Source organism: Rhizobium sp. YJ-22, from assembly GCF_029601685.1.
In the GTDB taxonomy this organism is placed as follows: Bacteria; Pseudomonadota; Alphaproteobacteria; order Rhizobiales; family Rhizobiaceae; genus Metarhizobium.
On the sequence record NZ_JARRIR010000003.1, the window covers coordinates 417,988 to 442,811 of the forward strand.

Below are 24,824 nucleotides of genomic sequence, written 5' to 3' on the forward strand. Positions count from 1 at the left end.
GCGCCATTGTTCAAGAGCCGGCATCCGGAAACCATTGCCCTGCATGGCGGCAATTTCCGCTTCGATCCCACCACCGGCGCCGTGTCGGTGCCGATCTATCAGACCTCGTCCTTCCAGCTTCCGGGAACGGAGGGTGCAGACAAGCTCTTCGCGCTGGAGGCGGCGGGTCACCTGTACACCCGCGTCTCCAACCCGACGCAGGACGCTTTCGAGCAGCGGCTGGCCGAGCTGGAAGGCGGCGCGGCCGCGCTTGCGCTCGCCTCTGGCCAGGCCGCATCCGCCTTCGCCATTCTCAATCTTGCCCGCAGCGGCGACAATATCGTCAGCGCCGCCGGACTTTACGGCGGCACATGGGCGCTGTTTGCCGCAACGCTCAAGAGCTTCGGCATCGAGACCCGCTTCGTCGATGCCGACGACCCGGAAGCGTTCGCGCGCGCGACCGACGAGCGCACCCGCGCCTACTATGCGGAGTCGCTTCCCAATCCCAAGCTCGAGGTCTTCCCGATCGCCGAAGTCGCCGAGATCGGCCGCCGTCACGGCATTCCGCTGATCGTCGACAATACCGCGGCGCCTCTGATCATTCGCCCGCTGGATCACGGAGCCGCGGTCGTGGTGTATTCGACGACCAAATATATCGGCGGGCATGGAACGTCGATCGGCGGCGCCATCGTCGACAGCGGCACGTTCCCCTGGGCCGAGCATGCCGCCCGCCAGCCCAATCTGAACGAGCCCGATCCGAGCTACCAGAACAAGACGTGGATCGAGAAAGCCGCAGCCATCGCCTTTCATCCCTACATCCTGCGCGCCCGCGCCGTCCTTCTGCGCGATCTCGGCGCGGCGATCAGCCCGCAAAACGCCTTTCAGTTCATCCAGGGACTGGAAACGCTTCCCCTACGACTGCGTGCGCATAACGAGAATGCCATCAAGGTCGCTGATTATCTCAAGGGCAACGCCAAGATCGAGCGCGTCATCTTTCCGAAATTCCAGGACGGGCAGGCCAGGGCGCGGGCGGACAAGTACTTCAAGCCCGGCCATTTCGGCGCGCTTGTCGGGTTCGAACTCACCGGCGGACGCGAAGCCGGCCGTCGGTTCATCGACAATCTCCAGCTCTTCTATCACCTCGCCAATATCGGCGATGCCCGTTCGCTGGCGATTCATCCCTCGACCACGACCCATTCGCAGCTCTCGCTCGACGATCAACGCGCCACCGGGGTAACGCCGGGCTATGTCCGCCTGTCGATCGGCCTGGAACATCCCGACGACTTGATCGCCGATCTCGACCGCGCCATCGCCTTGGCATAAGGCGAGGCGCTTGTGCCGTCCCGCGCGGTATGGGACGGCACAGCTAAGACATTCGCGCCCGACCGAGTTTCAATTTCGGGCGCCTGCAAACGGCGATCAACCGCCGTATTCGATGATTTCCAGCCCGGCATTGTAGTCCGTGGCATAGATCAGCCCCTGCGCATCGACGAAGACGTCGGCCGACTGGATGACTTGCGGACGACCCTGGCGCCGGTCGATCATTGTCTTTGGCGCTGCCGGCACGAGAGCGCCGGTTTCGACAGGGCGATAGGGATCGGTGATATCGAAGGCGCGAATGCCGGCATTCTGCCAGGTGGCGAAAATCAGCGTTTCCGAGACGAAGGAGCCAGGCCGGTTTTCATGCAGGTTGTGCGGTCCGAAATGGCCGCCTTTCCTGCCATAGTCGGCTTCGCCCGGAATAGGGAAAGTCGAAATGCTGATCGGGTTCTCCGGCACGCGAATGTCGAACAACCATGTGTGTTTGCGGCCGTCTTCCTCGTTGTCCGCCACCGCCTCGTCGGCGACCACGAGCAGGTCGCGGCTTGGCAGTGGTAGCGCGGAATGCGTGCCGCCGCCATAAGGTGGGCACCAGTTATGATGCTTGATGAGTTTTGGCGCGGCGTGATCCTTGACGTCGAGCAGCGTCAGTCCGCCGTCGCGCCAGCAGGCATAGGCTGTATTGCCATGCACGACGGCGTGATGCAAGGCATAGCGGCGGCCTTCCTCCCAAGTCGGCGTTTCTCCGCCGGCGAGATTCATGCCCGGCAGCCACCAGCGGCCGACCAGTTCCGGGCGCGTGGGATCGGCCATGTCGATCGTCACGAAGACATAGTCCGAAAAGCCGTCGAGCAAGGCCGACGCATAGGCGTAACGCCCGCCCACATACCACAGGCGATGAAAGCCGACGCCTTCCACTTCGAGGGAGCCGATCTTGCGTGGCGCACCGGGCGTCGAAATATCGTAGACCGTCATGCCTGCCGTCCAGGCGCGATCGCGCTTTTCGGCGCGAACCGTATCGCCGGCCGAACGGGTGTAGTAGGCCTTTTCGTCGGTAAAGCTCTCGACATCGGCGAACAGATCCAGTGCATCGATGACCAGCAGCAGATCGTCATGCGTCTGCAGGTGAATGTTCCAGGTGTTGGCCGGCGCCTTGATGTAATCGATCGTCCTGGGATGGCGCGCATCGCGAACATCGACGATGGAAAAACCCTGCGACCACGGATGGGCGATGTAGGCGTGGCCCCGATGGACCATGAGTTGCAGTCCGTCGCCACGGCCGCCTATGTCGCTATGGCCGATCAGCGTCATGTTGCGTGAAAAGTCGGGCTGTGGAAGATCGTTCGAAGCCATGGTCATCTCAGTTTGCACGAGGAAACGGCGCCGCCATCGGCGACGCCTGTCTGGAAGCGGACAGCGGCTTACTGCTTGGGTGCCGGAATCCAGCCGGCGGTTGCCGCATCGCTTTTCAGGAAGGCCGGGAACTTCTGCTGCAACTCTTCGATCGTGCCGATATTGTTGTTCACGAGGTCGTCCCGCGTGATCAGGGTCGGCTGCAGCAGAACGGACTGGCCCGGGAACTGGCCGGCGATATCGAGCGACAGGGCGCGCACCGAAACCTCGCCGACGACGGCGGCGTTGGTTGCGGCGGTGGCGGCCCAGGCGCTGCCCGGCTCGATCATCAGCTGGATGTCCGCGGTCGAGATGTCCACGCCGTAGATCTTGACCTTGTCCGAAACGCCGAGTTCATCGGTTGCCAGCTTGACGCCCTTGGCAAACTCGTCCCAAGGCGTGAAAACGACGGAAATATCGGGATTGGCGCGCAGCACGGCCTTGGTCTGGTCCGCGACGGAGGCGGGCACGGTGTCGTTGACGACGCCCCAGACCGCCTTTTCCGTCAGATTGTGCTTGGCGACGAAGTCTTTCCAGACCGCATAGCGGCGGTCGAGCGGTGCAAATCCTGCGACATAGACGGCGCCGCCGACAAAGCCGTCGCCCTTGTCCTTCACCGCCTGGTCGAGAACCAGACGCGCCATGTCGGCATCGCTCTGTTCGATCTGCGGTATCTTCGGATTGTCGAGGTTGACGTCGTAAGCAACGACCTTGATGCCCTTGGCCAGCGCTTTCTCCGCGACATCCTTCAACGTTTCCGGCCGGCCATTGTTGATGATGATGCCGTCGACACCGAGATTGATCGCTTGCTCGATGAGGTTTCTCTGCGTGTCGTTGTCGTTGCGCGCCTGCGACACGTTCAGCTTGATGCCAAGCGCATCGGCCTGGCGCTTCACGCCGGCTTCGAAGGATTGCAGCCAGTCGCCGCTGCCGAGGAAGCTGACGACGGCAATGTTGACGGTCTTCTTGTCGAAGGGCGCCGGCGCGCCGGGCAGGCCTTGCGCCGATGCGCCTCCGGCAATCAGGGATGCCGCGATGGCGGCGGTTGCCACAATGGTCTTCAATGTCGTGATCATATGCGATCTCTTGGATTGGGGTTGCAAGTTTGACGTCAAGACAAAGCCGGCCGAAATCAGCTTCGGCGGGCAATGCCGTAGGTGAGAGCCAGCGCGCCGACCAGAACGGCGCCCTTGATGAAATCCTGGGTGTAATAGGGCGCGTTGAGCATGGTCAGGCCGTTCAGGAGAATGCCGACGAACACCGCGCCGACAATCGTGCCGAGGACATTGGGGCGGCGCAGCCCGAGGACCGCCAGACCGATCAGCGAGGCGGCGACGGAATCCATCAGCAGCGAGGCGCCCGACGAAACATCGCCGCGGCCGACACGCGCGGCAACGATAATGCCGCCAAGCGAGGCGAGCATGCCGGAGAGCACATAGGCATAGGTCTTCAGGCGCGCGATATTCGCCCCGGCCAGACGCGTGGCCGTTTCGTTCCCTCCGGTGGCATAGAACAGCCGGCCGAGCCGGGTATGTTCGGTGAGCACATGCAGCGCGAGCGCCGTCAGCGCCATGAAGACGACCGGCAGCGGCACGACGCCGAAAAGCGAGGAGCGACCGATCGACAGGAACTGCGGGTCTATCTTGCCCGTCGCCGTCGTGCCGTCCGCGAGAATGAGGCCGACGGAGATCGAACGGCCGGCTGTCGGGATCAACTGCAATCCTGTCAGCAGAAACATCGTGGAAAGCGTGGCGAGCAGGTCCGGCACCTTGAGGCGCACGATCAGCAGTGCGTTGACCAATCCGACGAGCCCACCCAGCGCAAGCGCGAGCGGAACCGTCTCGTAGACGTTGAGACCGAGCACGATCATCGCATAGCACGCCGCCATGACCGTGGACGCGGCGACCGCGCCCACCGACAGGTCGAAGCCGCCGATCGCCAGGGTAATCGTGACGCCCGCGCCGATGATGGCGACGACCGACACGGATTGCAGAATGCTCATCAGGTTGCTGGGGTTGATGAAGGCCGGCTGTGCGATGGAGAACACCACGACCATGCCGATCAGCAAGAAGAACACGGCGCCGCGCCGCACGATTTCCCGCACGGTGGGTCGCACCTGCGGCGCAGGTTTGCTTGGTAATTCGACAGCATTTTCGCTCATCAGGCGGTTTTCTCCGATTGCGGATGGGACAGGGAAAAACGCCGCAGGCTGTGATTTTCCATGACGAGGACGCGATCCGCGACCTCCAGTGCTTCTTCAGGGTCGGATGTCGCGATCAGCGTGGCGCGGTCGCCATGGGCGCGGATCACCGAGATGATCTCCTGACGGGCGCCGACATCGACGCCCTGGAACGGTTCGTCCAGCAACAGCACGCGACTGGGTTCGACCTCCCAGCGCGCAATGACGACCTTCTGCTGATTGCCGCCCGAAAGCGACCAGACGGACGCATCGGCGCCGGCCGCCTTGATGCCGAGGCGGGCAATGGCATTGCGTCCTTCCCTGATTTCGCGGCCGGAAAACAGAAAGCCGGAGGGATACCAGGTTTTCAGATGCGGCAGACCGATGGTCGCCGCGATGCTTTCGCCCGGCCAGTCGGGCGGCATCAGCGCCGATGCGTGGCGGTCGGCCGCCGCCATCACCACGCCGCTGTCAAGCGCCTGCCGCGCGGAACGCGGCTGGAAGGGAAGCCCGTCGAGACGAGCGCTTCCGCTTGCGAACCAGCCATTGCCATAGAGCGCCGATAGCAGCCTCGTCTTGCCCGCACCCAATACGCCGGTGACCGCGACCACCTCGCCTGCATGCAGGGTCAAGTCGAAAGGCTGGCTGTCGGCCAGAAGACGAACGTCGCGCAAGGCGAGAACCTCACGCTCGAAGTTCTGGCGACGGTCGGGACGAACCGCGGTGAGTGGCCGGCCGATCATGGTTTCGATTGCGGCATCGAAATCGACGGGCCGGGAAAATGCCCCGACATTGCGCCCGCCACGCAGCACCACGACGCGGTCGGCAATCGCCTGGAGATCGGCGGTGCGATGCGAAATATAAAGAACGGCCATGCCGCGCGCCTTCAACTGGGCGACGATGCCGTAGAGACGTTCGGACTCGCGGGCCGAAAGGCTGGCGGTCGGTTCGTCGAGGATAAGCAGCCGGGCATTGTTGGAAATCGCCCGGGTGATGGCGACGATCTGCCGGTCGGCCGAACCGAGGTCCGCGAAATCGCGATCGAGCGGCAGCTCGAACCCGGCATGCGCGACGATTGCGGCCGCACGCCGGCGGATCGTTCGCCGTGACAGGAAAAAGGGCTGATGGCCGTCGGCAAACCGGTTGAGGAGCAGCGCATCCGCAACGCTCAGGCCGGGGACGCCGACGACATCGGTGGATTGATGGACGGTCGCGATACCGCTGGCGGCGGCGTCCCAGGGGCTTTCCGGATGGTAGTTCTGCCCGTCCCAGACGATGCGTCCCGCATCGGGCCGGTGGATGCCGGCGAGAATCTTGACCAGCGTCGACTTGCCGGCGCCATTGGCGCCCATCAGCGCCACCACTTCGCCGCCGTCGATCGACAGCGACAGGTCACTCAGGGCTTGCGTCGAGCCGAAGGCGCGCGACAGATTTTCGACAGTCAGGAGAGTCATGCAGGCCGTGTTCGTTGGTTGCCATATTCCTAGGCGACCGGCGGCCATTCTCAAGGATGAGCCTTCCTTTAATAGGGTTCGACGTGAAAATCTATTCCAGGAGGCTTCTCCGCTTCACGACGATCTACAACGCCGCGATGACTTCCTCTGTGGAAGACACCCTTGCGAATTCGTGCCGGAGGGTGGCGACATGGGCGCGATGGATGTCGGCGGCGGTTATCACGCCGCCCTTGGCGTCGGGGAGGTCGAAGCAGTCGCAGGCATCCTCCACCAGGATGACCTGGTAACCGAGGTTTGCGCCGACACGCACGCTGGTCGAAACACACATGTCCGTCGATATGCCGAAGAGGACTATGGTGCCAGTTGCCAGACGACGCAGGCGCTGATCCAGATCGGTGCCGATGAACGCCGCATTGACGCTTTTCGTCACCAACGGTTCGTCGGCGGCCTGTTCGAAGCCGGGGCGAAACGCATTGCCCGGCGTTTCGGGGCGCAAGGTCGAGTTCGGCTCGACGCTGTCGTGACGAACATGAATGACACGTCGTCCCGAGGTTCGCCAGGCCGCGAGCAGTGCAAGCGCATTGTCGTCGAGCCTGTCGTTCCACCGCCTCGGCCAGGGAGGGGCGTCGAACGCCCTTTGCATGTCGATGGGAATGAGTATGGCGTTTTCGGGAATTCTCAGCATTGGCACCTCCGGAAGATGACTGATAAATATCCTGGTCTTCGTCCGGAATCGCCCGGTATGATGTCGGTGCTCCGGACGATTGTCCGGCTTTGCCGGGAGATATCCGAATGAAAGACCTGGATGCAAAAGACAGATTGCTGCTCGCCGCTTTGAGGGCGGACGCCCGCCGCAGCCTCGTCGAGCTTGCCCGACACGCCGGTCTCTCTCGCAGCGCGGTGCACGAGCGCATCCGCCGGCTGGAGGACGCCAAGGTGATCGCCGGTTATACGGTCAGGCTCAGTGGCGATATCGCGCGCCATGAGGTCGAGGCACTGATCGCGGTCAGTCTTCAGCAGGGCCGCAATTGCGACCATGTCGTGCCGTATCTGACCGGGATTCCGCAGGTCGTCACCTGCTGGTCGGTCGCCGGCCCGACCGATCTCATGCTGCTGGTGGCGTGCGCGACCAACGGCGAGCTCGACACGGTGCGTCGTCAGATCGCATCGACGCCCGGCATCGCTACGGTTCAGACGAACGTTTCGCTGCGCATGCATTTCGACCGCCGGGCGTGACGAAAGGGTCGAGGCATGCCTTGGCGGTTTTTAAGTCGGGCGCGAAAACAAATTCTACCGGTCGATGTCATTAGAATATTAAAAACATAGATTTTATATACTAAAATCGTACTCTGTTCCCGGGATGCGGTAAGGGACCGCGCAATCCAGGGGAAAGTCTTAATGTCCATCAAATTTCGCCTTATTGTGTCCGCCGTCGCCATAACGGCTGCGTCTTCCGGCGTGGCCGGTGCGCAGGGGATCGCCGGCGCGCCTGCCCCGTTCGACAAGGGCGGCGTCAAACTTGCCCTGATCAGCTACCTCTCGGCGGGGGATTTCTTCCAGTCCTACCAAGCTGGCGCCGTCGCTCAGGCAAAGGCTCTCGGGATCGATCTGAGGGTTTTCCCCGGACGACAGAATGCCGCCGAGCAGCGTGAGCAGGTTCTGCAGGCGATCAATCTCGGTGTGCACGCCATCGTGCTCGACCACGGCCTGCCCGAATCGCTGGGCGACGTGGCACAGCAGGCGCTCGACAAGGGCATCAAGGTCGTGGCCTTCGACGTCAATCTCGCCAACGATAAGATCCCGCAGGTCGAGCAGTCCGATCATCGCCTGGCTGAACTGGCGCTCGACCAGGCGATCAAGGATAACGGCGCAAGCTTCAAGGCCGGCTATGCCTATGTCGCGGGTTTCGCCCCGCTCGATCGCCGCAACGAGGTCTGGGAGACGGTGAAGGGCGCCAATCCCGGCATTGTCGAAAAAGCCCGTTTCGGCACCGTCAACGATACGACCGCGACCTCGACGGCCGATCAGGCCAAGGCGGTGCTGCGCGCCAATCCGGATATTACCGTGATTTTCGCGCCCTATGACGAATTTGCACGCGGGGTGAAGCTGGCGGCGACCGATCTTGGCATCGGCGATAAGCTCAGGATCTACTCGGCCGACATTTCGACAGCCGATATTCAGGAGATTGCCGAGCCCGGCAGTCCGTGGGTCGCGACCGCAGCCACGAACCCGGCGGTTGTCGGGGCGGTTTCCATCCGCGCGGCCGCGTTGCAGGTCGCCGGCCAGCCGGTCCCGCATCAGATCGTCGTCGATCCCGTGCTCGTCACCCAGCAGGAGTTGCGCGACGCCAAGGTGAACCGCATCGAAGACCTTGCCACGAAGGTGCCGGCATTTTCCACCAGCGGCGCGGCGACCGCGAACTGGATACCGGCGGTCGCGTTCTAGCCATCCGGTCGTTTTCATATCCTCCCAGGGATCCCGGTGCGGCAAGGAACGGCCGCGCCGGGTTTTTTTGAAGTGGCGTCCTACATCAAGGTTGCCGGAGTTAGAGCTGCTGTGGCGTTATCAGGCCACAATCGTATCGTCGTTCGGACATCCGGAAAAGCACCATTCCGACCTGCCGCTTGGCTTTGAAAATCAAGCCTTGAGCTCAGCCGTCAGGAATGAAACTGCCCTCCCGCGAGTCGCTTTTCCAGCCAGCGGCTGTAGCGGGAGGCGCCAGAGCAGATGACGAAATAGACCAGCGCGACCACGACATAGGCTTCGTTGTAGAAACCGAGCCATTTCGGATCGGCCGCCGCCGCGCGCGCGGCGTTCAACAGGTCGAAGATGCCGATCACCGCCAGAAGCGAGGTTGCCAGCAGGAAGCCGATCGCCAGATTGACCATGCCGGGAATGACGATGCGCAGCGCCTGCGGCAGGATGACGAGCCGCTGCATGCGCCAGTAGCCGAGACCGAGCGCCGTCGCCGCCTCGTTCTGGCCGGTGGGTATGGCCTGAAGGCCGGCGCGAATGACCTCCGCGATATAGGCCGCCCAGAACAGCGTTATCATCACCATGGCGCGCAGCATCTTGTCGAGCGACAGCGCTTCCGGCAATGCCATGGGCAGGATCAGCATGGCGACATAGAGAATAGCGACCATCGGCGTGCCGCGCATCAGTTCGATATAGGCGATGGCAAAGGTCCTGAGCCCGCCGAGTTTCGAGCGGCGGGCCAGCGCCAGAAGCACGGCGATGGGCGTTGCCGCGGCAAAGCAGCCGGCCCAGACGAACAGGGTGACGGGCAGGCCGCCCCACTGGTTCGACGGGATCGGGGTTGCGGTGAAGGCGCCCTGCATCAGCAGCCAGCAGGCCAGAACGGTCACGGGCCAGGCGAGTAGCAGGCCGCGGCCCCAGAAGCGGGGCAGGGCGCTGGCGGCAAGGATCGCGGCCAGGAGCGTGACGACCAGCATCGGACGCCATTGCAGCTCCGGCGGATAGAAGGCGAAGAGCATGAAGCGCAGCTTGGCGGCAACAAAGGCCCAGCAGGCGCTTTCGCGCGTGCAGGCATCGGCATTGCCGGTGAAAGTGGCGTCGAACACCGCCCAGCGCAGCAGCGGCGGCAGCACCTGCCACAGCACCAGCAATGTCGCCACGGTGATCGACGTGTTGGCGCGCGTGCCGAACAGCCCGGTCTGCAGCGTTGCGAGATGGCGAGGAAGAGCGATCTTCATCGGGCGGAACCCCGCAGAGCGACGCGGCTGTTGTAGATGTTCATCAGCGCCGACAGCGTCAGATTGATGGTGAGGAAAGCCCCGATCAGGATCATCAGCGCTTCCATGGACTGGCCCGTCGTGTTTGCGGTCGTGTTGACGATGCTGACGAGATCGGGAAAGCCGATGGCGACGGCGAGGCTGGAATCCTTGGTCAGGTCGAGATAGCTGGAGGTTGTCAGCGGCGTGATAACCCGCAGCGCCTGCGGCAGCACGACGAGCCGGATAATCTGCCCGTCATGCAGCCCGAGGGCGCGCGCCGCTTCCCATTGGCCCTTGCCGACCGACTGGATGCCAGCGCGGACGATCTCGGCGATCACGGCCGAAAACTTCACGACGAGGCCGATCAGAAGGGCCGCGAATTCCGGCGAGAGCGTGTGCCCGCCACGGATGTTGAAGCCCGAAAGCACCGGTACGTCCGCGACCAGCCGCGCGCCCGAAAATGCGAGCGCAAGCGCGGTGATGCCGACCGCGAAGGCGACGGCGGCAATGGCGGTGCGCAACCTTGCCCGGTCCGATATGGCAAGCGCGGCGAGCAGGATGCCACAGAGCGCGACGGCAACCGCGATTGCCGCGGGCAGCCCGAGCGGTCCGCCCTCCAGCGATAGCGCGGGAATGTAGATACCCCGGTTGGTGAGGAAGGCGGCATCGAACAGGGCAGGGGCCTGGCGCGGGGCCGGCAACGCCTTGGCGAGCGCCATCCAGAAGAACAATTGCAGGAGCAGCGGCGTATTGCGCGTGATCTCGATAAACCAGCGCACCAGCGTGGCGAGAAGCAGGTTTCGCGAGAGGCCGGCCACACCGATGACGACGCCGAGAACGGTGGCGAGCGCGCAGCCGAGCAGAGAGACCTTCAAGGTGTTGAGAAGACCGACGGCGATGGCTCTGAGATAGCTGTCGCCGGCGCGGAAGGCGATATCGCCCTCGCCGATTTCGAAATTGGCCGAACTGAGGAGGAAGCCGAAGCCGGGGCGAATGCCGACGCGCGCCATGGCCTCCAGCACGTTAGAGACGAGCAGCCAACCGAGAAGCGCGAGCGCACACAGGATGGCAAGCTGCCAGACGGGCCAGCCGCCCCACCAGATACGCAGCTTGGCTCTCATGCCGGGACGCGGAGCGCCCGGCATGAGGATGCGGAACAGACGTCTGTCGGACATCAACGGAAGGGCGGCGAATAGAGGAGGCCGCCATGGGTCCACAGGCTGTTATAGCCGCGTTCCCAGCCGAGCGGCTTCAGGTTGCGGTCGAAAATCTCGCCGTAATTGCCGACGGTCTTGATGATCGTGTAGGCCCATTTCGGATCGAGGCCGAGATCCTTTGCAAAGGACGGATCGACGCCGAGGAAGCGCTGGATCGCCGGATCCTCCGACTTCAGGAATTCATCGACATTGGCCGAGGTGATGCCCCATTCCTCGGCCTGGATGGTGGCGTTCACGGTCCAATTGACGAGTTCCAGCCAGCGGTCGTCGCCGCCGGCGATGGCGGGTGCCAGCGGCTCCTTGGACAGCCGCTCGGGCAGCAGGATGTAATCGTCCGGCTTCTTCAACTGGGTGCGTTTGCCGACGAGGTCGGAGGAATCCTGCGTGATCGCGTCGACCCGGCCCGATTCCAGCGCATCGATGAACTGGCCCGTATCCTCGATGGTCACCGGCTTGAAGGATTTGCCGGTCTTGCGGAAGAAATCGGCGACGTTGAGTTCGCCCGTGGTGCCGCTTTGCGCGCCGATGGTGGCGCCGTCGAGATCGGCCGCCTTGGTCACGCCGAGATCCTTTCGCACCAGAATGCCCTGACCGTCGTAAAAGACGGTCGGCCCGAAATGGAAGCCGAGCTTGAAGGCGCGGGTGGCGGTGACCGTCACGCCCGAAAGCAGGATATCGAATTCGCCGCTCTGAAGCGCGGGCAGGCGCTGTTGCGGCGAGGAGGATGTGAACTCCACCTTGTCCGGCGTGCCGAAGACGGCGATGGACAGCGCCTTGCCGAAATCGATGAAGAAGCCCTGCCACTTGCCATCGCTGTCAGGCGCAAAGAAGCCGGGCGTCGTGCCGACACCGACCTTGATGGCGCCGCGCTGGTTGATCTTGTCGAGCGTCGGACCGGCATGGGCAAGGCCGGACATCATCGTGGTCGCGAGAAAGGCGACAGCCGCCGCGTGAATCGCATGGCGGAAAGACTTGTACACCATATGGAAACATCCCCATTTGCAAGAAAGCTACGCCTCCGCTGCCGCAAGCGATTTGCTTAGGGGCGGGAGGATAATTCTATATTATCTATAAAATTAGTAGACTTAAGAATGTATCATTCCAAATTTTGAGGTCGATGCGGAAATTACTTCCGCGGCGTTGCCGTCGACGGGGGCGATTCGGATGGTGTACAGGCCGCCATCGAACCGGCAGCCTTGAGCTTTTCCATCGTCTCATAAGCTCGGCGACACGCGCTCTTTTCCGGTCCGTTGCGTCGGCGAACAACCCGTTCGCAGCTTCGCCGCAGGATCGACTTGCCACCGTCGTACCCCGCCTAGAATGGCGGCGTCGGCGATGCTGCCCGAAAATGATCGCGCAGCGTATCGGTCTCGTACGCATGGCGGTACAGCCCTCGCCGGCGTAATATAGGCACGAGTTCATCGACGATGACGGCGAGGCCATCGATCAGACGATCCGGCTGGAGGTTGAAGCCGTCGATCGCGCCTGCGTGGAACCAGTCCTCTATATGATCGGCAAGCTGTTCGGGCGTGCCGACGAAGCCCGCGTGGCCGGATCCGGTATAGCGGGTCTGCCTGAGATAGTCCCTGACCGTCGGATTGGTCTTGCGGATTTGCGTCACGATGGATTCGCGGAAACCGATGCTTCCATTGAACGTCTTGGTATCCGTTATGGGCGCGAGGATCTCTTCCGGGAAATGTTCGTCGAGCGGAAGTTTGGACGTATCGTATCCGATCGCCTGCGACAACCAGCTGGTGGAGTACGATGCCGGGCTCGCCTCGTGCAATTCATCGCTCCTGCGGCGCGCCTCTTCTTCCGTACTGCCAAGGCTTAGCAGGAGGCCCGGAAGGATCTTGATGTCATCAGGCGAGCGACCGTTGCCGCGGGCGTAGGTCTTGACGAGCCGGTAATGCTCGATGGCCTGGCTTTTGGTGAGCTCGGCGGCGAACACCCCTTCTGCGACCCGTCCCGCCAGTTCGCGTCCCTGCGGCGATCCGCCGGCCTGAAAGATGATTGGCTGGCCCTGTCTGGAGGGGGGAACGCGCAGCCGGCCTTCGAGATCGAAAAATTCGCCGTGATGGCGGATGTCCTTGCCAGTGGCGGCCGAGTTCCAGAGCGCTCGTACGACATCGACGAATTCACTCGCCCGTCCGTAGCGGTCGTCGCGGTCGGGAATATCGGGCAGACCGAAATTCCGTGCGGCGGGCACGTTGCGGGTCGTGACGATATTCCAGGCCGCGCGCCCGCCCGTCTGGTGATCCCAGGACAGGAAGCGTTCGGCAAGTTCGAAGGGGTCGTTGAAGGTGGACGACGCCGTTGCGACCAAACCGACATGCGAGGTGGCCGCGGCGACATGTCCCCAATTGACGGACGGTTCGAGGCGGATCGGATTGGCGTCGTAAGCGGGATCGCCAAGCAGAGGTCCGTCGGCAAGAAACAGCGCGTCGAGCGTACCGCGTTCCGCGGTGCGACCGATATTCTCCCAGTAGACCGGGTCGATAAAAGCATCCTTGTTCAGGAGCGGCGTCTTCCAGGACGACGGCAAATAGCCGAGGACCAGAACGTTGATGCCGAGGAGCACATGCCCGGATCGTTTGGTTGTCATCTGTCGTCTCTTCGTTAGGCTTCAAGGCGCGATGTGCGGTTTCGGCGTGGGAAAGGCCGGCCGCGCGGTTCTGGGCAGCGGCTTTGGCTGCGAAAGCCCAAGTGCTGTGCGTAATGGTCGGCCCGGTTCGGTCGCCGTGTAGCCATCGGCCAACAGGCGCTCGGCGGCTTCGAAAAGCTCCATGATCGGCTGATCCGGCTCCGCGCGAAGCAGGACCCCTGAAACGCCGTCGACGGGCGGCGTCTCGTCAGGCCGAATGATGGCGACGGATCCCGATCCCCCCAGAACCAGATCGACCGGATCGTCGTCGCCCCTTGCCGGAATCGCGTCTCCCGCCTCATCGTACCAGGCGATGACGGAGGCGCCGGCGGCGGGCTCCGGCGCGTTCAGCGGCCCCGCAATCGAGAAGCTGGCATCGATGTCCACATGCACGATGCGGTTCGACTGGACAAGAATGCCGCTTTCCCTGTCCGCGATGATCGTATCATGTGGCCAGCTCTGCTCCAGCGCTCTGACCGCCCGGGCTGTGTCGTAGGCCGTCTGCGCATTCAGCGCCGCCCCGCCGCCAAGTCCTGCGCCGCCCCATGCCGGGGCATCTTCCGGCCCGGCCGGCGCATAGCCGTCGCGAATGCCGATCAGAACGCCGCTGCGCCCACCGGAGAGATGGGCAAGCGAGGCGACACGCCGGGCAATATTATAGGGGTGGTCGCGCTGCGGCGTGGCAACGATCAGGAAGCGACCGTTTTTGGTGGCGCCCGCCAGCGTCGCGCCCACCGCCGAACTGTTCAATGTCACCGACGCCGGAGCGCTTCCGTCGATGCGGTCGATACCGAGCACCGTAAAAGCGACCGGCAGTGCGTCCCACCGTGCCAGAAGCGCCGGGCTCGCCGTGAGCTCCACCAGATGCGGGCCTGCGAGGGCGAGGGCGATGTAAGGTTTCGACATCCTGTCGCTCCTAGTTTCCCTGGCCGCCGCGGCCGAGCCGGGCGATGCTCGACGAGGGCGATTTTCCGTTGACGAGGTAGTCGCCGAGAATGCGCGCCTTGTAGGCGACGGGATTGTGCGAGGCGAGCGTGCGGGCATTGCGCCAGTGACGATCCAGCGCCGTGTCCTCCGATGTCGCCGATGCGCCAAGGGCATTGAAGACATGCGTTGCGGCGTGGAGAACCCCGTCGACGATCGCGATCTGCGCCTGCGCCACGGCGACTTCGCCCGCGGTCGCCCGTTCATCGCGCAGGGCGTCGTCGCCGGCCGCATGTGCGGCTGCGATGAGGTCGCGAGGCGGCGGCACGGCGCAAGGCCGCTTCGGCCGAAAAGGCCCGGACCGAAACTTCGCCGATCACCTGCAGCAATTGCGCATCCAGCGCAGGCACCGGATCGAGACCCTGCGGATAATTGCGTCCGCGGGATTTCAGCGCCGCGATGCCGTCGCGCAGCACCGCGCGACCGATGCCGGTCAGCACGGCAAGGAGCGCGGTCTGATAGAAGTGCCCTTGATAGACGACGCGCTCGCTGGCTGGAAATACGTCGCCGTCGTAAGCGATGGCGTCCTTGTAAAGGGCGCTGCCGCTTGCCGTGGTTCGCTGCCCGAAGCCCGGCCAGTCGTCGGTCAGCTCGACGCCCGGTTGGTGACGATTTACCAGTGTCGTGATCAGCGTCCCGTCCGCGTCCTTTCCGATCACGTCGAGCCAGTCCGCATAGAGGCTGCCGGTCGCATAGAATTTGGCGCCGGTGATCTTGTAATGGTCGTCTTCCCGGGTAACGACGGTCTTGATCGTCGCATAGGTTCCGTTATTCGCCTCGGTCCAGCCGCCGCCCACGAATTCGCGGTCCCTGAAGCGTTGGAACCAACGTTCATTGCCCGGGGACGGGCGTGCATTCAGGCGATCCTCGACGAAGGCGAGATGGTTCCGCCAGATATGGGCGACGTTCGCATCCGCTTCCGCAAGCAGCGCCAGCAGGTAGAAGGTCTGTTCGAGCGAGGCGCCGAAACCGCCAAGCTCCTCCGGCACGCGAATGAGTGCGAAGTCGGCATCTTTGAGCCATTGCACCTGCTCGAAGGGAAATGTCCGGTTGCGTTCGCGCGCCACATTTCCTTCGGCGATGCGATCGAACACCGGCTGGAAGCGCGCGACCAGCAACTGCTCGACGGCGGTCGCGGGGCGAAGATAGGTCAGCGAAAGCGGGGTACTCACGGCAGTCATGCTTGTCTCCATTCCAGAAATGATAGTTGCGCGCTCAGCGCGATGAGGATCGCGAAGGGTCGCGCCACTGGGTGACGAGGTCGACGATCAGGGTGCAGACGACGAAGACCGACGCGGCGAAGATCGTCGTTCCGATCACCAGCGGAAAATCGCCATCCAGCGCGGCGGCGATTGCCATGCGCCCGACGCCATCGAGCCCGAAGATGGTTTCCGTGACGATCGCCCCGCCCATGATGACCGCCAGTTCCAGGCCGCCCAGCGTGACGATCGGGTTCAGAGCCGACGTCAAAGCGTGCGAAAGATAGATCCTGCCTTCGCCAAGGCCCTTGGCGCGCGCCGTCCGGATGTAGTCCTGCCCCAGGACATCCAGCATTCCGGCGCGGACGATGCGTTGAAATATGCCGATCTCGGCAATCGCCAGCGTTGCCCAGGGCAGAATCAGATGCCTTGCCCATTCCAGCGGATTTTCGAAGAGAGGGACGTAGCCGCTGCTGGGGAACCAGGCGTAACCGGCGTTCGTCAGCTGGAAAAAGAAGACATAGGAGATCAGGATGCCGCTGAGGAACGTCGGCACGGACAGGCCGACATAGGCGAAGAAGGCGAGGACATGGTCGATCGTCCGCCCCTGCCAGCGCGCGCCCGCAACTCCCGCGACGATCGATATCGTCATCCAGATCACCAGCGCGCCGAGGGCCAGCGACATCGTCACCGGCGCCTTGGAAAGGATGAGGTCGGTCACCGGCGCCTGCTTGCGAAAGGAATAGCCGAGCGCCGGCGGCCAGTGCATCAGCCCCATCGGAGCGCCTTGGATGTCCGGCCCACGGAAGAGATAATACCAGAGCTGACGATACCACGGCTCGTCGAGACGCAGGGCACGCGCCACGCCGTCTATGGTCTCCTGTGTCGCGTTGCGGGGCGCGAGCATCGCTGCCGGGTTGCGATAGGCGATTCTCGTGATGAAGAACGAGAGGATGAGCACGATGACGAGGGTCGAAGCCGACCTGAAGAGGGTTGAGACGACGTTGCGTGTCATGGCTTAAGCACGCCTCCGATGCGGATCGAGGACAGACCGCAAGCCCGAACTCAACGTGTTGAAACCGACCACCGTGAGAAACAGCGCCAAGGCCGGTCCGGCCAGAAACCACGGCTGATCCTGATAAAGCGAGGTCCGCTGCGCCTCTGCGATCATGTTGCCCCAGCTCGGCACGGGGGCTTGGATGCCGACGCCCAAAAAGGAAAGCGTCGCCTCGGCCACGATGTTGGCCGGAAGCTGCACCGCCCAATAGACCAGCAGCGTCGGTAGGATGTTTGGCAAAATATCGATGAAGACGATGCGCGCTTTCGAGGCGCCGATGATCAGGGAGGCCTCGACCATGGGACCGGCGCGCATGTCCAGCACCATCGTGCGCGTCAGCCGGGCGAAATAGGTCCAGGAAAACAGCGCGATCACCAAAACGACCACGAGAGTCGGGGAGATCAGCGGCATCCCCCCGTCGCCTCGGTTCAGCGACAGGAGGCTGAGCGCCGTGACCACGAAGGGGAAGGACATGGCGACATCGATCGCCTGGCTGATGACGCGATCGACGCGCCCGGCAAGGAAGCCGCTGACCATGCCGATCAGCGTTCCGATCACCATTGCCGCGGTCGTCGCTGGAATTCCGACCAGAAGCGAGATTTGCGCGCCATAGAGCGTTCGCACGAAAACGTCGCGGGCGTTGCCATCGGCTCCCATGGGAAATGCCAGGGAAGGTCCGACCGGGATGCCCATGTCGTCGAGCGCAATGTCCGGGAACTGGTCGGTCGGTCCGTGTCCGAGCAAAAATGCGGCAAGGGGTGCCAGCATGGCGGCAGCCAGCACCGACCCGACGATCAGCACACCGACACGCACGCTCCGCTCCCGCCACAAGGATGCGGCAAAATCGGGCAGGATGCGACGCGGCACCGTTTCGCCGAGAACATCAGCCGACATGCGCCGCCGCCTTTGCACTGTCGTTGCTCGAACGGCGCTTGCCGCCGGGCATGGATGCGAGAAGACGCCGGGTATAGTTGTGCTCGGCGCGCTCGAAGATGCGTCTTGTCGGACCCGCCTCGACGATGTGGCCGTTGTCCAGCACCACCACCCGGTCGCAGAGTTCGCCGACGATTCCCAGATCGTGGGAAATGAACAGGATCGAAACGCCGAGACGATCGCGCAGGCGGCGAAGCAGATCGACGATCTTGGCTTGCGTGGTGATGTCGAGCGCCGAAACGGGTTCGTCGGCGACGATCAGCGAGGGTTTCAGCGCGATCGCCCTGGCGATGGAGACCCGCTGCCGCTGGCCTCCCGAAAGCTGCGAAGGCAATCGGGAAAGCACCGCCTCGGGAAGCTCGACCTCCGCCAGCAACGCGCGAACCAAACCCTTGACTTGCGCCCGGTTCCGTTCGCCGGTGATCACGAACGGATCGGCAAGAATGGCTTCGACGGTTCGCCTTGGGTTCAGGCTGGCATAGGGGTCCTGGAAGACCACCTGAATGTCCCGGCGCAGGGTGCCGTGAAGATTGGCCGCGCGCCGCGGCGTCGCATACACGGCGCCGTTCAGGGCGATCGTGCCGCGGTCCGGGCGATCGAGCCCCGAGATCAGCCGCCCGATGGTCGATTTTCCGGAACCGGATTCGCCGACAAGCCCAAGGATTTCCCCTTTGCCGACCGAAAACGACACGTTGTCCAGGACGGTGCGATGGGGAGCGAAGGAGCGGCCCAACCCATCGACTTCCAGCAGGCGATCGCCGGAGCCGAGCGCGACCGACGGAGTCGATCTCGTCAACGGCGGCCGCCTGAAGCCCCGACATCGCGATGACATCCGACAGGTGGATGCGCTGAGCTTCGAACTCTTCAAGCGCATCGCTAACGCATCGCCCGCGCTGCGCGCCGCGACGCTCATGCGTTGGGACGCCTGGTGGGAAATCCAGAGATTTCGCGCTGCCCATGCATCGACACCTGTCCACGCTGTCGTCATCGGCCCGGAAGGCGTGGAGCGCGGCTATCTGCGTTTCCATGTCCAGCCGTCGGAAAACTGGTTTACGTCCGGGCAGCGAACCATCATCGTCGACGATATCGTCGCCCATGATGACGACGCCTGGAGGGGCCTGATGGGGCATATCCTGTCCCAGGATATTCTCCACAAGGTCGTCCTGCCGTCTCGCCCTGTCGACGATCCGTTGCCGCTTCTCGTCGAAAATCCACGCGCCGTCCAGATCTCGGACCTGCGCGACGAAAGCTGGATCAGGCCGTTAGACCTGAAGGAGTTTCTCAACGGCCGGAAATACGGACGCGATAGCCGCGTTGTCTTCAAGGTATCGGACCCGATCCTTCCTGAAAATACCGGGGTCTGGTCGCTGTCGGCCAAGGGTGCCGAGCGGATCCGGGAAAGCGCGGCTTTCGAGTTGTCGCTGCAGAGTGTCACGGAGCTCGTCTTCGGCACGCAGTCCGCTATCACCTTGGCGGCCGCAGGACGGATAGACGCCGGCAACGACGACATCGCCGCCCTGGACGACGCTTTCGCGGCCGGTGGTACCAAACCTCATTCGGGCATTTCGTTTTAGCACTGCGCGGAAGCTGCGCATCTGCGAAAGGCCTGCTCTCACAGCCCGTGTTTTTCAATCGCCGACACAGCGATCAACTCACCAGGCTTTCAGGTCCGACCTTCTCACCGGATCCGCAGGTCGTGATGATGTTCCCAGAAATATCGGCCTCCGCTTCCGCGAAGATTGCTTGAGCCTTCTCGGGTGATACGAACTTGAAATTCTGTCCGGATCGAAGAACCAGGCGCAGGGCGTATGATGGCGGTAGGCATATAGCCGGACGCCGCGCCGCAGGAGCGACAGGCGCTGATGCGGTTGGCCGACCGGCTGGCAATGGAGCGCGATATTTCCGCGCAGATTGCCGGCGACGCCGAACTGCACCGGCAGATCTATCGCATGGCGCGCAACGATTACCTGCTCGCCATGCTGACCCAGAATTTCAATCTCGCCCTGCGGCTCTGGTATTTCTGCAACCAGAGCGCCCCGTCGCCGACGCCGGAGGCGGTGGACCATCGCCCGCTGGCGCTGGCGATCCTCGGCGGCGACAGCGAGGCGGCGCGGGCGCTGATGCGCGAGCATGTCGCCCATGATTCCGACCGGGTGCGCGACCTGCTGTTCAAGAGCTCTGTCTGATCCTGCCGACCGGCGGGCTTGCCGGCGCGCGGGGCGCAGGTTACAGGAGAGGCGTTCCATATGCCGCCCCCGGGCGCGCCGCAGCGATAGCTAGGGGTAACGCGCGTGTCCTTAGATGAAACCAGGAAGGATGAGGATGCCGATCCGCTGATGGTGCGGTCGGTGGAAAAGGCGTTTCGCGTGCTCGAAGCCTTCGACGGGGCAAACCGCAGCCTCAGCCTGGCGCAGATCTGCGCCAATGTCGGCCTCGACAAAAGCGCGGCCCAGCGCTTCACCCATACGCTGAACCGGCTCGGCTACCTGCAGAAGGACCCGGTCACCAAGCGCTTCGAGCTCAGCCTGCGCAGCCTTGAAATGGCTCGCCATTTCATCACCGCCAATCCGCTGGTCAACCGGGCGATGCCCTATCTGCTGCATCTCAGCCGCGAGACGGAAGAGACGGTCAACCTGACGCTGCCGGATGGGCCGGACATCGTTTTCGCCGCCCGCTTCATGAGCCGTCATATGCTGAACACCGACGTCGTCGTCGGCACCCGCATGCCCGCCTTCTGCACGGCGCCGGGGCGGGCGATCCTCTCGCGCCTGCCGCCGGAGGAGGCGCGGTCGCTGCTCGAACGCTCGCGCCTGCAGGCCTTCACGCCGCAGACGGTCCATACCGTCGATGCGCTCGCCGCACAGCTCGAAACGGCCCGCAGGCTTGGCTATGCCACCGCCTGGGAAGAGTTTTTCCCCGGCGATCTCTCGGTCGCCGCCGCCGTCCTCGACCAGACCGGGCGTCCCGTCGCCGCCGTCAATATCGGCGTGTCCAGCGCGCGCTATACGGCGGAAAGGGCCGAAGAGGTGCTGGCGCCGCTCGTCGTCGCCGCCGCGCGCTCGATCTCGCAGGCATCTTCCCCTTTCTAAGCCGGCTCGTCTGACGCCCGCATCGCCAAACCTTCGCCCGGAAAGGCGTGGCCGAAGACGCCATCGGCCGTAAATTTTTCATGTCGTGAAAAATCCCGTTGACATTTTCATTCATCGAAATACGATACTTCGTATCACAATATAATACGATGGATCACATGACGACCTTCATTCTGACCGAGCAGCGGGCCTCCTGCCGCGTGATTACCCTCAATCGCCCGGAGGTCCTGAACGCCTGGCATGCGCAGATGCGCGCCGATCTCGTCTGCGCCCTCGATGCCGCCGAAGAAGACGACGCGGTCGGCGCCATCATCGTGACGGGGGCGGGAGAGCGTGCCTTCGGCGCGGGCCAGGATCTCAACGAAACCAAGACCTTCGATCCCGATCGCGCCGAACTCTGGATCGGCGAATGGGAGCGCCTGTACGATCGCATCCGCAGCCTCTCCAAGCCGCTGATCATGGCGCTGAACGGCCTTGCCGCCGGCTCTGCCTTCCAGGTGGCGCTGCTCGGCGATTTCCGCATCGGCCATGACGGGGTGAAGATGGGCCAGCCGGAGATCAATTCCGGCATCGCCAGCACCACCGGCCCGTGGATCATGATGGAGATGATCGGGCTGGCGCGCACGACCGACCTGACGCTCAGCGGCCGCATGATGCCGGCCTCGGAATGCGTCGCCATCGGCCTCATCAACCGCATCGTGCCGCAGGAAGAGGTTCTGGCCGCCGCGTTGGCGCTGGGCGAGGAACTCGCCGCCAAGCCGCGCCTGGCCATGAAGCTCAACAAGCAGCGGTTCCGCGAGGTCACGGAGGCCCGCTTCCGCGACGCGCTGGCCTCCGGCGTGCGCAATCAGCGCATCGCCTATGCCGATGGCGAGCCCAACCGCATGATGGAGCGCTTCCTCGCCGCCCGCGCGGCCAGGTCCGCCGGCTAAGCCGTTCGACAGCGACGAATTCGGGATTTTGACGTGGAAGACAAAGGTTTCATCTCCCTGCTGGCGGTCCGGGCCAGGATCTCGCCGGATGCCGTTTACGCCACCTTCGATGGTGAGCCGATCACATTCTCGGATCTGCATCGCACCTCGGACAGCGTGGCGGCGGAGCTACGCCGTCTCGGCGTCGTCAAGGGCGATCGCGTGGCGCTGATGCTGCGCAACAGCCCCGACAGCCTGGCTGTGCTGTTCGCCATCGCCAAATGCGGCGCGGTCTGGGTGCCGGTGAATGTGCAGTTGCGCGGCGACGGCCTGAAATACATCCTCGAACATTGCGATCCGCGCGTCGTCTTCGCCGATCGCGACCTGTTCGCCAATATTCTCGATTGCGGGGTGGATACCGGTGCCTTCCGACTCGTCGCCGAAACCGGGGAGGCGGGCTCGCTCGACCGGCTGGTTGCCGGCGGCCACGTCTTTTCGGAGGCCTTGCCGGAGGCGGACGATCTGTTCGCGCTGAATTACACCTCCGGCACCACGGGCCGTCCCAAAGGTGTGTGCGTCACCCATCGCATGCTGCGCTATGCGTCGGAGGGGGCGATGCTCTGCGCGGATGCGCGCGATGGCGATGTCTTTTTCGTCTGGGAGCCGCTTTATCACATTGGCGGCGCCCAGCTCGTTCCCATCCCGCTGCTGCGCGATGTGCGGCTCGCCATGGTGCAGCGGTTCAGCGCCAGCCGTTTCTGGGATCAGGTGCGCGACTGCGGCGCGACGCAGATCCACTATCTCGGCGGCGTCCTGCAAATCCTGCTGAAGCAGCCGGAAGAGGCCGGCGACCGGAACCATGGGGTCCGGGTCGCCTGGGGCGGCGGCTGCCCGCGCGACCTCTGGCGGGCGTTCGAGGAGCGCTTCGGCATGCCGCTGCGCGAATGCTACGGCATGACCGAATCCTCCAGCATCACCACCTTCAACGAAAGCGGCCTGCTTGGTTCAGTCGGCAAGCCGGTGCCATGGCTGCGGGTTGAGATTCTCGACGACGAGGGCAGGCCGGTGCCGGCCGGCACCGCCGGCGAGATCGTCGTCCATCCGCGCCGGGAAGGCGCGGTTTTCGCCGGCTATTTCCGCAACGAGGAGGCGACCGCCAAGGCCCTGCGTCCCGACGGCTTCCATACCGGCGATCTCGGCATGATCGATGCCGAGGGCAATCTCTATTTCCTCGGCCGCCTGACCGACAGCGTGCGCGTGCGCGGCGAGAACGTCTCCGCTTTCGAGGTCGAGCATGTCGCCGGCAGCCATCCGCTGGTCGAGGAGTGCGCCCTGATCGGCGTCAGGGCCGAGGTCGGCGAGCAGGAGATCAAGCTGTTCCTCAAGCCCAAGCAGGGCGCGGAAATCGATCTGTCTTCCTTCTCCGATTGGCTTGGAGAAAGGCTGGCGCCGTTCCAGAACCCGCGATACCTCGTCGTGATCGAGGATTTCGAGCGCACGCCGAGCCAGCGCATCATGAAGCACCGGCTTCCCGCCGCACTCGATGGCAGCTGGGACAGATTGTCGGGCACGAGACAGACGAACGCATATCCCACGGGGAGACAACCGCAATGAAGGCCGCCGTTCTCTACAATTACAATGAAGACCTCGTCATCGAGGACGTGCCGCTCGGCGATCCCGGCGACCGCGAGGTGCTGGTGCGCATCGTCGCCACCGGTGTGTGCCACAGCGATCTCAGCGCCGCCAAGGGCAAGTCGCTTCCGCCGCTGCCCATCATCCTCGGCCACGAGGCGGCCGGCATCGTCGAGCGCACCGGCTCGGCCGTCTCCAAGGTGCGCAAGGGCGATCATGTCATCCTCTCCTGGGCACCGAATTGCGGCGAATGCTTCTATTGCCACAAGCGCCTGCCGACCATGTGCGACACCTATGGCGCCGCCGCCGGCGGCGGCACGCTCTGGAACGGCGCGCGCCGACTGGGCACGCGGGAACGGCCGATCCATCACTTCACCTGCCTGTCGAGCTTTGCCGAACTGGCGGTGGTGCCGGAATCCGCCTGCTCGAAAATCGCGGAGGATGTTCCCTTCGAGGTCGCGGCACTGGTCGGCTGCGCGGTGACCACCGGCTTCGGCGCCGTCGTCAACGATGCCCGCGTCGAGCCCGGCGAAGTGGTCGGCGTGATCGGCGTGGGCGGTGTCGGCATCAATGCCATCCAGGCCGCCGCGCTTGCCGGCGCGGAGGCCATCGCCGCCATCGACATCAACCCGGAGAAGGAAGCCGTTGCCCGTGCCTTCGGCGCGACGCATTTCGTCAACTCCGCCACGCAGGATGTCGTTGCCGAGTTGAAGGTGCTCAGCCGTGGGCGCGGCGCCGACAGCATCGTCGATTGCACCGGGCGGCCGGCGGCGATCGCGCTGGCCTATGACGGCGTGCGGCTGGGCGGCTCGGTGGTCTCGGTCGGCATCGCCGCCAGGGGCGAGATGGTCTGCCTGCCGGCCTCGACCCTGCCCAACACCCAGAAACGCATTATCGGCAGCAATTACGGCGGCGGCGTGCCGGAGCGGGATTTCGAGCGCATCCTCGCCCTCTACCGCGCCGGCCGCTTCGAGCTGGATCGCCAGGTCGGCAAGCGCGTGGCCCTGGAGGCGATCAACGATGCTTTCCGCTGGCTGGAACAGGGTGTGCTCGCCCGCACCCTCATATGCTTCGACCATTGATTCTTCGACATCAGGACC

At 63.8% G+C, this 24,824-nt stretch carries 24 protein-coding genes; 9 read left to right on the plus strand and 15 right to left on the minus strand.

Features of this window, described 5'->3' with window-relative positions; genetic code table 11:
• The first annotated feature begins 6 nt into the window (after positions 1-6).
• Positions 7-1,302, plus strand: coding sequence for a PLP-dependent transferase (locus P7F60_RS09965; RefSeq protein ID WP_277917696.1), 1,296 nt, complete (start codon positions 7-9; stop codon positions 1,300-1,302).
• Between the two features lie 96 nt (positions 1,303-1,398).
• Here P7F60_RS09965 and P7F60_RS09970 read toward each other — a convergent pair whose 3' ends face one another.
• The 5 genes from P7F60_RS09970 to P7F60_RS09990 all read right to left on the minus strand — a co-directional run bounded on the left by P7F60_RS09970 (position 1,399) and on the right by P7F60_RS09990 (position 7,009).
• Positions 1,399-2,652: a hypothetical protein gene (locus tag P7F60_RS09970; protein WP_277917580.1), complete on the minus strand. Its 1,254-nt coding sequence runs from the start codon at positions 2,650-2,652 to the stop codon at positions 1,399-1,401.
• A gap of 68 nt (positions 2,653-2,720) precedes the next feature.
• Positions 2,721-3,767, minus strand: a complete 1,047-nt coding sequence (locus P7F60_RS09975) for a substrate-binding domain-containing protein (protein WP_277917581.1) — start codon at positions 3,765-3,767, stop codon at positions 2,721-2,723.
• Positions 3,768-3,823: 56 nt separating this feature from the next.
• On the minus strand, positions 3,824-4,852 hold the full coding sequence (locus P7F60_RS09980) for an ABC transporter permease (protein ID WP_277917582.1): 1,029 nt from the start codon (positions 4,850-4,852) through the stop codon (positions 3,824-3,826).
• Entirely contained in the window at positions 4,852-6,324 is a 1,473-nt protein-coding gene (locus tag P7F60_RS09985; RefSeq protein ID WP_277917583.1) for a sugar ABC transporter ATP-binding protein, read from the minus strand. The genes P7F60_RS09980 and P7F60_RS09985 overlap by 1 nt, the downstream gene beginning before the upstream one ends.
• A gap of 124 nt (positions 6,325-6,448) precedes the next feature.
• A complete protein-coding gene (locus P7F60_RS09990; protein WP_277917584.1) occupies positions 6,449-7,009 on the minus strand; it encodes a cysteine hydrolase family protein in 561 nt (186 codons plus the stop codon).
• Positions 7,010-7,116: 107 nt separating this feature from the next.
• Between P7F60_RS09990 and P7F60_RS09995 the strand changes: the two genes are divergently transcribed.
• Both P7F60_RS09995 and P7F60_RS10000 read left to right on the plus strand, forming a co-directional pair.
• On the plus strand, positions 7,117-7,560 hold the full coding sequence (locus tag P7F60_RS09995) for an Lrp/AsnC family transcriptional regulator (RefSeq protein WP_277917585.1): 444 nt from the start codon (positions 7,117-7,119) through the stop codon (positions 7,558-7,560).
• Between the two features lie 162 nt (positions 7,561-7,722).
• Positions 7,723-8,769: a substrate-binding domain-containing protein gene (locus P7F60_RS10000; protein WP_277917586.1), complete on the plus strand. Its 1,047-nt coding sequence runs from the start codon at positions 7,723-7,725 to the stop codon at positions 8,767-8,769.
• A 212-nt stretch (positions 8,770-8,981) separates the two neighbouring features.
• On the opposite strand, the gene P7F60_RS10005 is transcribed toward P7F60_RS10000, so the two are convergent.
• From P7F60_RS10005 to P7F60_RS10050, 10 genes are all read right to left on the minus strand, one after another.
• Entirely contained in the window at positions 8,982-10,037 is a 1,056-nt protein-coding gene (locus P7F60_RS10005) for an amino acid ABC transporter permease (protein WP_277917587.1), read from the minus strand.
• Positions 10,034-11,233 carry an ABC transporter permease subunit gene (locus tag P7F60_RS10010; protein WP_277917588.1) on the minus strand — a complete coding sequence of 400 codons (1,200 nt, stop codon included), beginning with the start codon at positions 11,231-11,233 and terminating at the stop codon, positions 10,034-10,036. The genes P7F60_RS10005 and P7F60_RS10010 overlap by 4 nt, the downstream gene beginning before the upstream one ends.
• The gene (locus P7F60_RS10015) at positions 11,233-12,258 is read right to left on the minus strand and encodes an amino acid ABC transporter substrate-binding protein (RefSeq protein WP_277917589.1); all 1,026 of its coding nucleotides are present in this window, start codon (positions 12,256-12,258) and stop codon (positions 11,233-11,235) included. The genes P7F60_RS10010 and P7F60_RS10015 overlap by 1 nt, the downstream gene beginning before the upstream one ends.
• A 332-nt stretch (positions 12,259-12,590) precedes the next feature.
• On the minus strand, positions 12,591-13,856 hold the full coding sequence (locus P7F60_RS10020; RefSeq protein WP_277917590.1) for an NtaA/DmoA family FMN-dependent monooxygenase: 1,266 nt from the start codon (positions 13,854-13,856) through the stop codon (positions 12,591-12,593).
• Positions 13,857-13,901: 45 nt separating this feature from the next.
• On the minus strand, positions 13,902-14,825 hold the full coding sequence (locus P7F60_RS10025) for an LLM class flavin-dependent oxidoreductase (RefSeq protein WP_277917591.1): 924 nt from the start codon (positions 14,823-14,825) through the stop codon (positions 13,902-13,904).
• Between the two features lie 10 nt (positions 14,826-14,835).
• Complete coding sequence (locus P7F60_RS10030) at positions 14,836-15,171, minus strand: hypothetical protein (protein WP_277917592.1); 336 nt, start codon at positions 15,169-15,171, stop codon at positions 14,836-14,838.
• Positions 15,107-16,084, minus strand: coding sequence for an acyl-CoA dehydrogenase family protein (locus P7F60_RS10035; RefSeq protein WP_277917593.1), 978 nt, complete (start codon positions 16,082-16,084; stop codon positions 15,107-15,109). The genes P7F60_RS10030 and P7F60_RS10035 overlap by 65 nt, the downstream gene beginning before the upstream one ends.
• Before the next feature lie 34 nt (positions 16,085-16,118).
• A complete protein-coding gene (locus P7F60_RS10040; protein ID WP_277917594.1) occupies positions 16,119-17,117 on the minus strand; it encodes an ABC transporter permease in 999 nt (332 codons plus the stop codon).
• Positions 17,118-17,120: 3 nt separating this feature from the next.
• Entirely contained in the window at positions 17,121-18,053 is a 933-nt protein-coding gene (locus P7F60_RS10045; protein WP_277917595.1) for an ABC transporter permease, read from the minus strand.
• Complete coding sequence (locus tag P7F60_RS10050) at positions 18,043-18,888, minus strand: ATP-binding cassette domain-containing protein (protein ID WP_277917596.1); 846 nt, start codon at positions 18,886-18,888, stop codon at positions 18,043-18,045. Before P7F60_RS10050 ends, P7F60_RS10045 begins: the two co-directional genes overlap by 11 nt.
• Positions 18,889-18,931: 43 nt before the next feature.
• On the opposite strand from P7F60_RS10050, the gene P7F60_RS10055 reads away from it, so the two are divergent.
• The 6 genes from P7F60_RS10055 to P7F60_RS10080 all read left to right on the plus strand — a co-directional run bounded on the left by P7F60_RS10055 (position 18,932) and on the right by P7F60_RS10080 (position 24,806).
• Entirely contained in the window at positions 18,932-19,666 is a 735-nt protein-coding gene (locus tag P7F60_RS10055) for a sterol carrier protein domain-containing protein (protein WP_277917597.1), read from the plus strand.
• A 288-nt stretch (positions 19,667-19,954) separates the two neighbouring features.
• Positions 19,955-20,278, plus strand: coding sequence for an FCD domain-containing protein (locus P7F60_RS10060; RefSeq protein ID WP_347276860.1), 324 nt, complete (start codon positions 19,955-19,957; stop codon positions 20,276-20,278).
• Between the two features lie 105 nt (positions 20,279-20,383).
• Complete coding sequence (locus tag P7F60_RS10065; protein ID WP_277917598.1) at positions 20,384-21,181, plus strand: IclR family transcriptional regulator; 798 nt, start codon at positions 20,384-20,386, stop codon at positions 21,179-21,181.
• Positions 21,182-21,339: 158 nt separating this feature from the next.
• Positions 21,340-22,113: an enoyl-CoA hydratase/isomerase family protein gene (locus P7F60_RS10070; protein ID WP_277917599.1), complete on the plus strand. Its 774-nt coding sequence runs from the start codon at positions 21,340-21,342 to the stop codon at positions 22,111-22,113.
• Between the two features lie 33 nt (positions 22,114-22,146).
• Positions 22,147-23,706: an AMP-binding protein gene (locus P7F60_RS10075; protein ID WP_277917600.1), complete on the plus strand. Its 1,560-nt coding sequence runs from the start codon at positions 22,147-22,149 to the stop codon at positions 23,704-23,706.
• Complete coding sequence (locus P7F60_RS10080) at positions 23,703-24,806, plus strand: zinc-binding dehydrogenase (protein WP_277917601.1); 1,104 nt, start codon at positions 23,703-23,705, stop codon at positions 24,804-24,806. Before P7F60_RS10075 ends, P7F60_RS10080 begins: the two co-directional genes overlap by 4 nt.
• Positions 24,807-24,824: the final 18 nt, after the last annotated feature.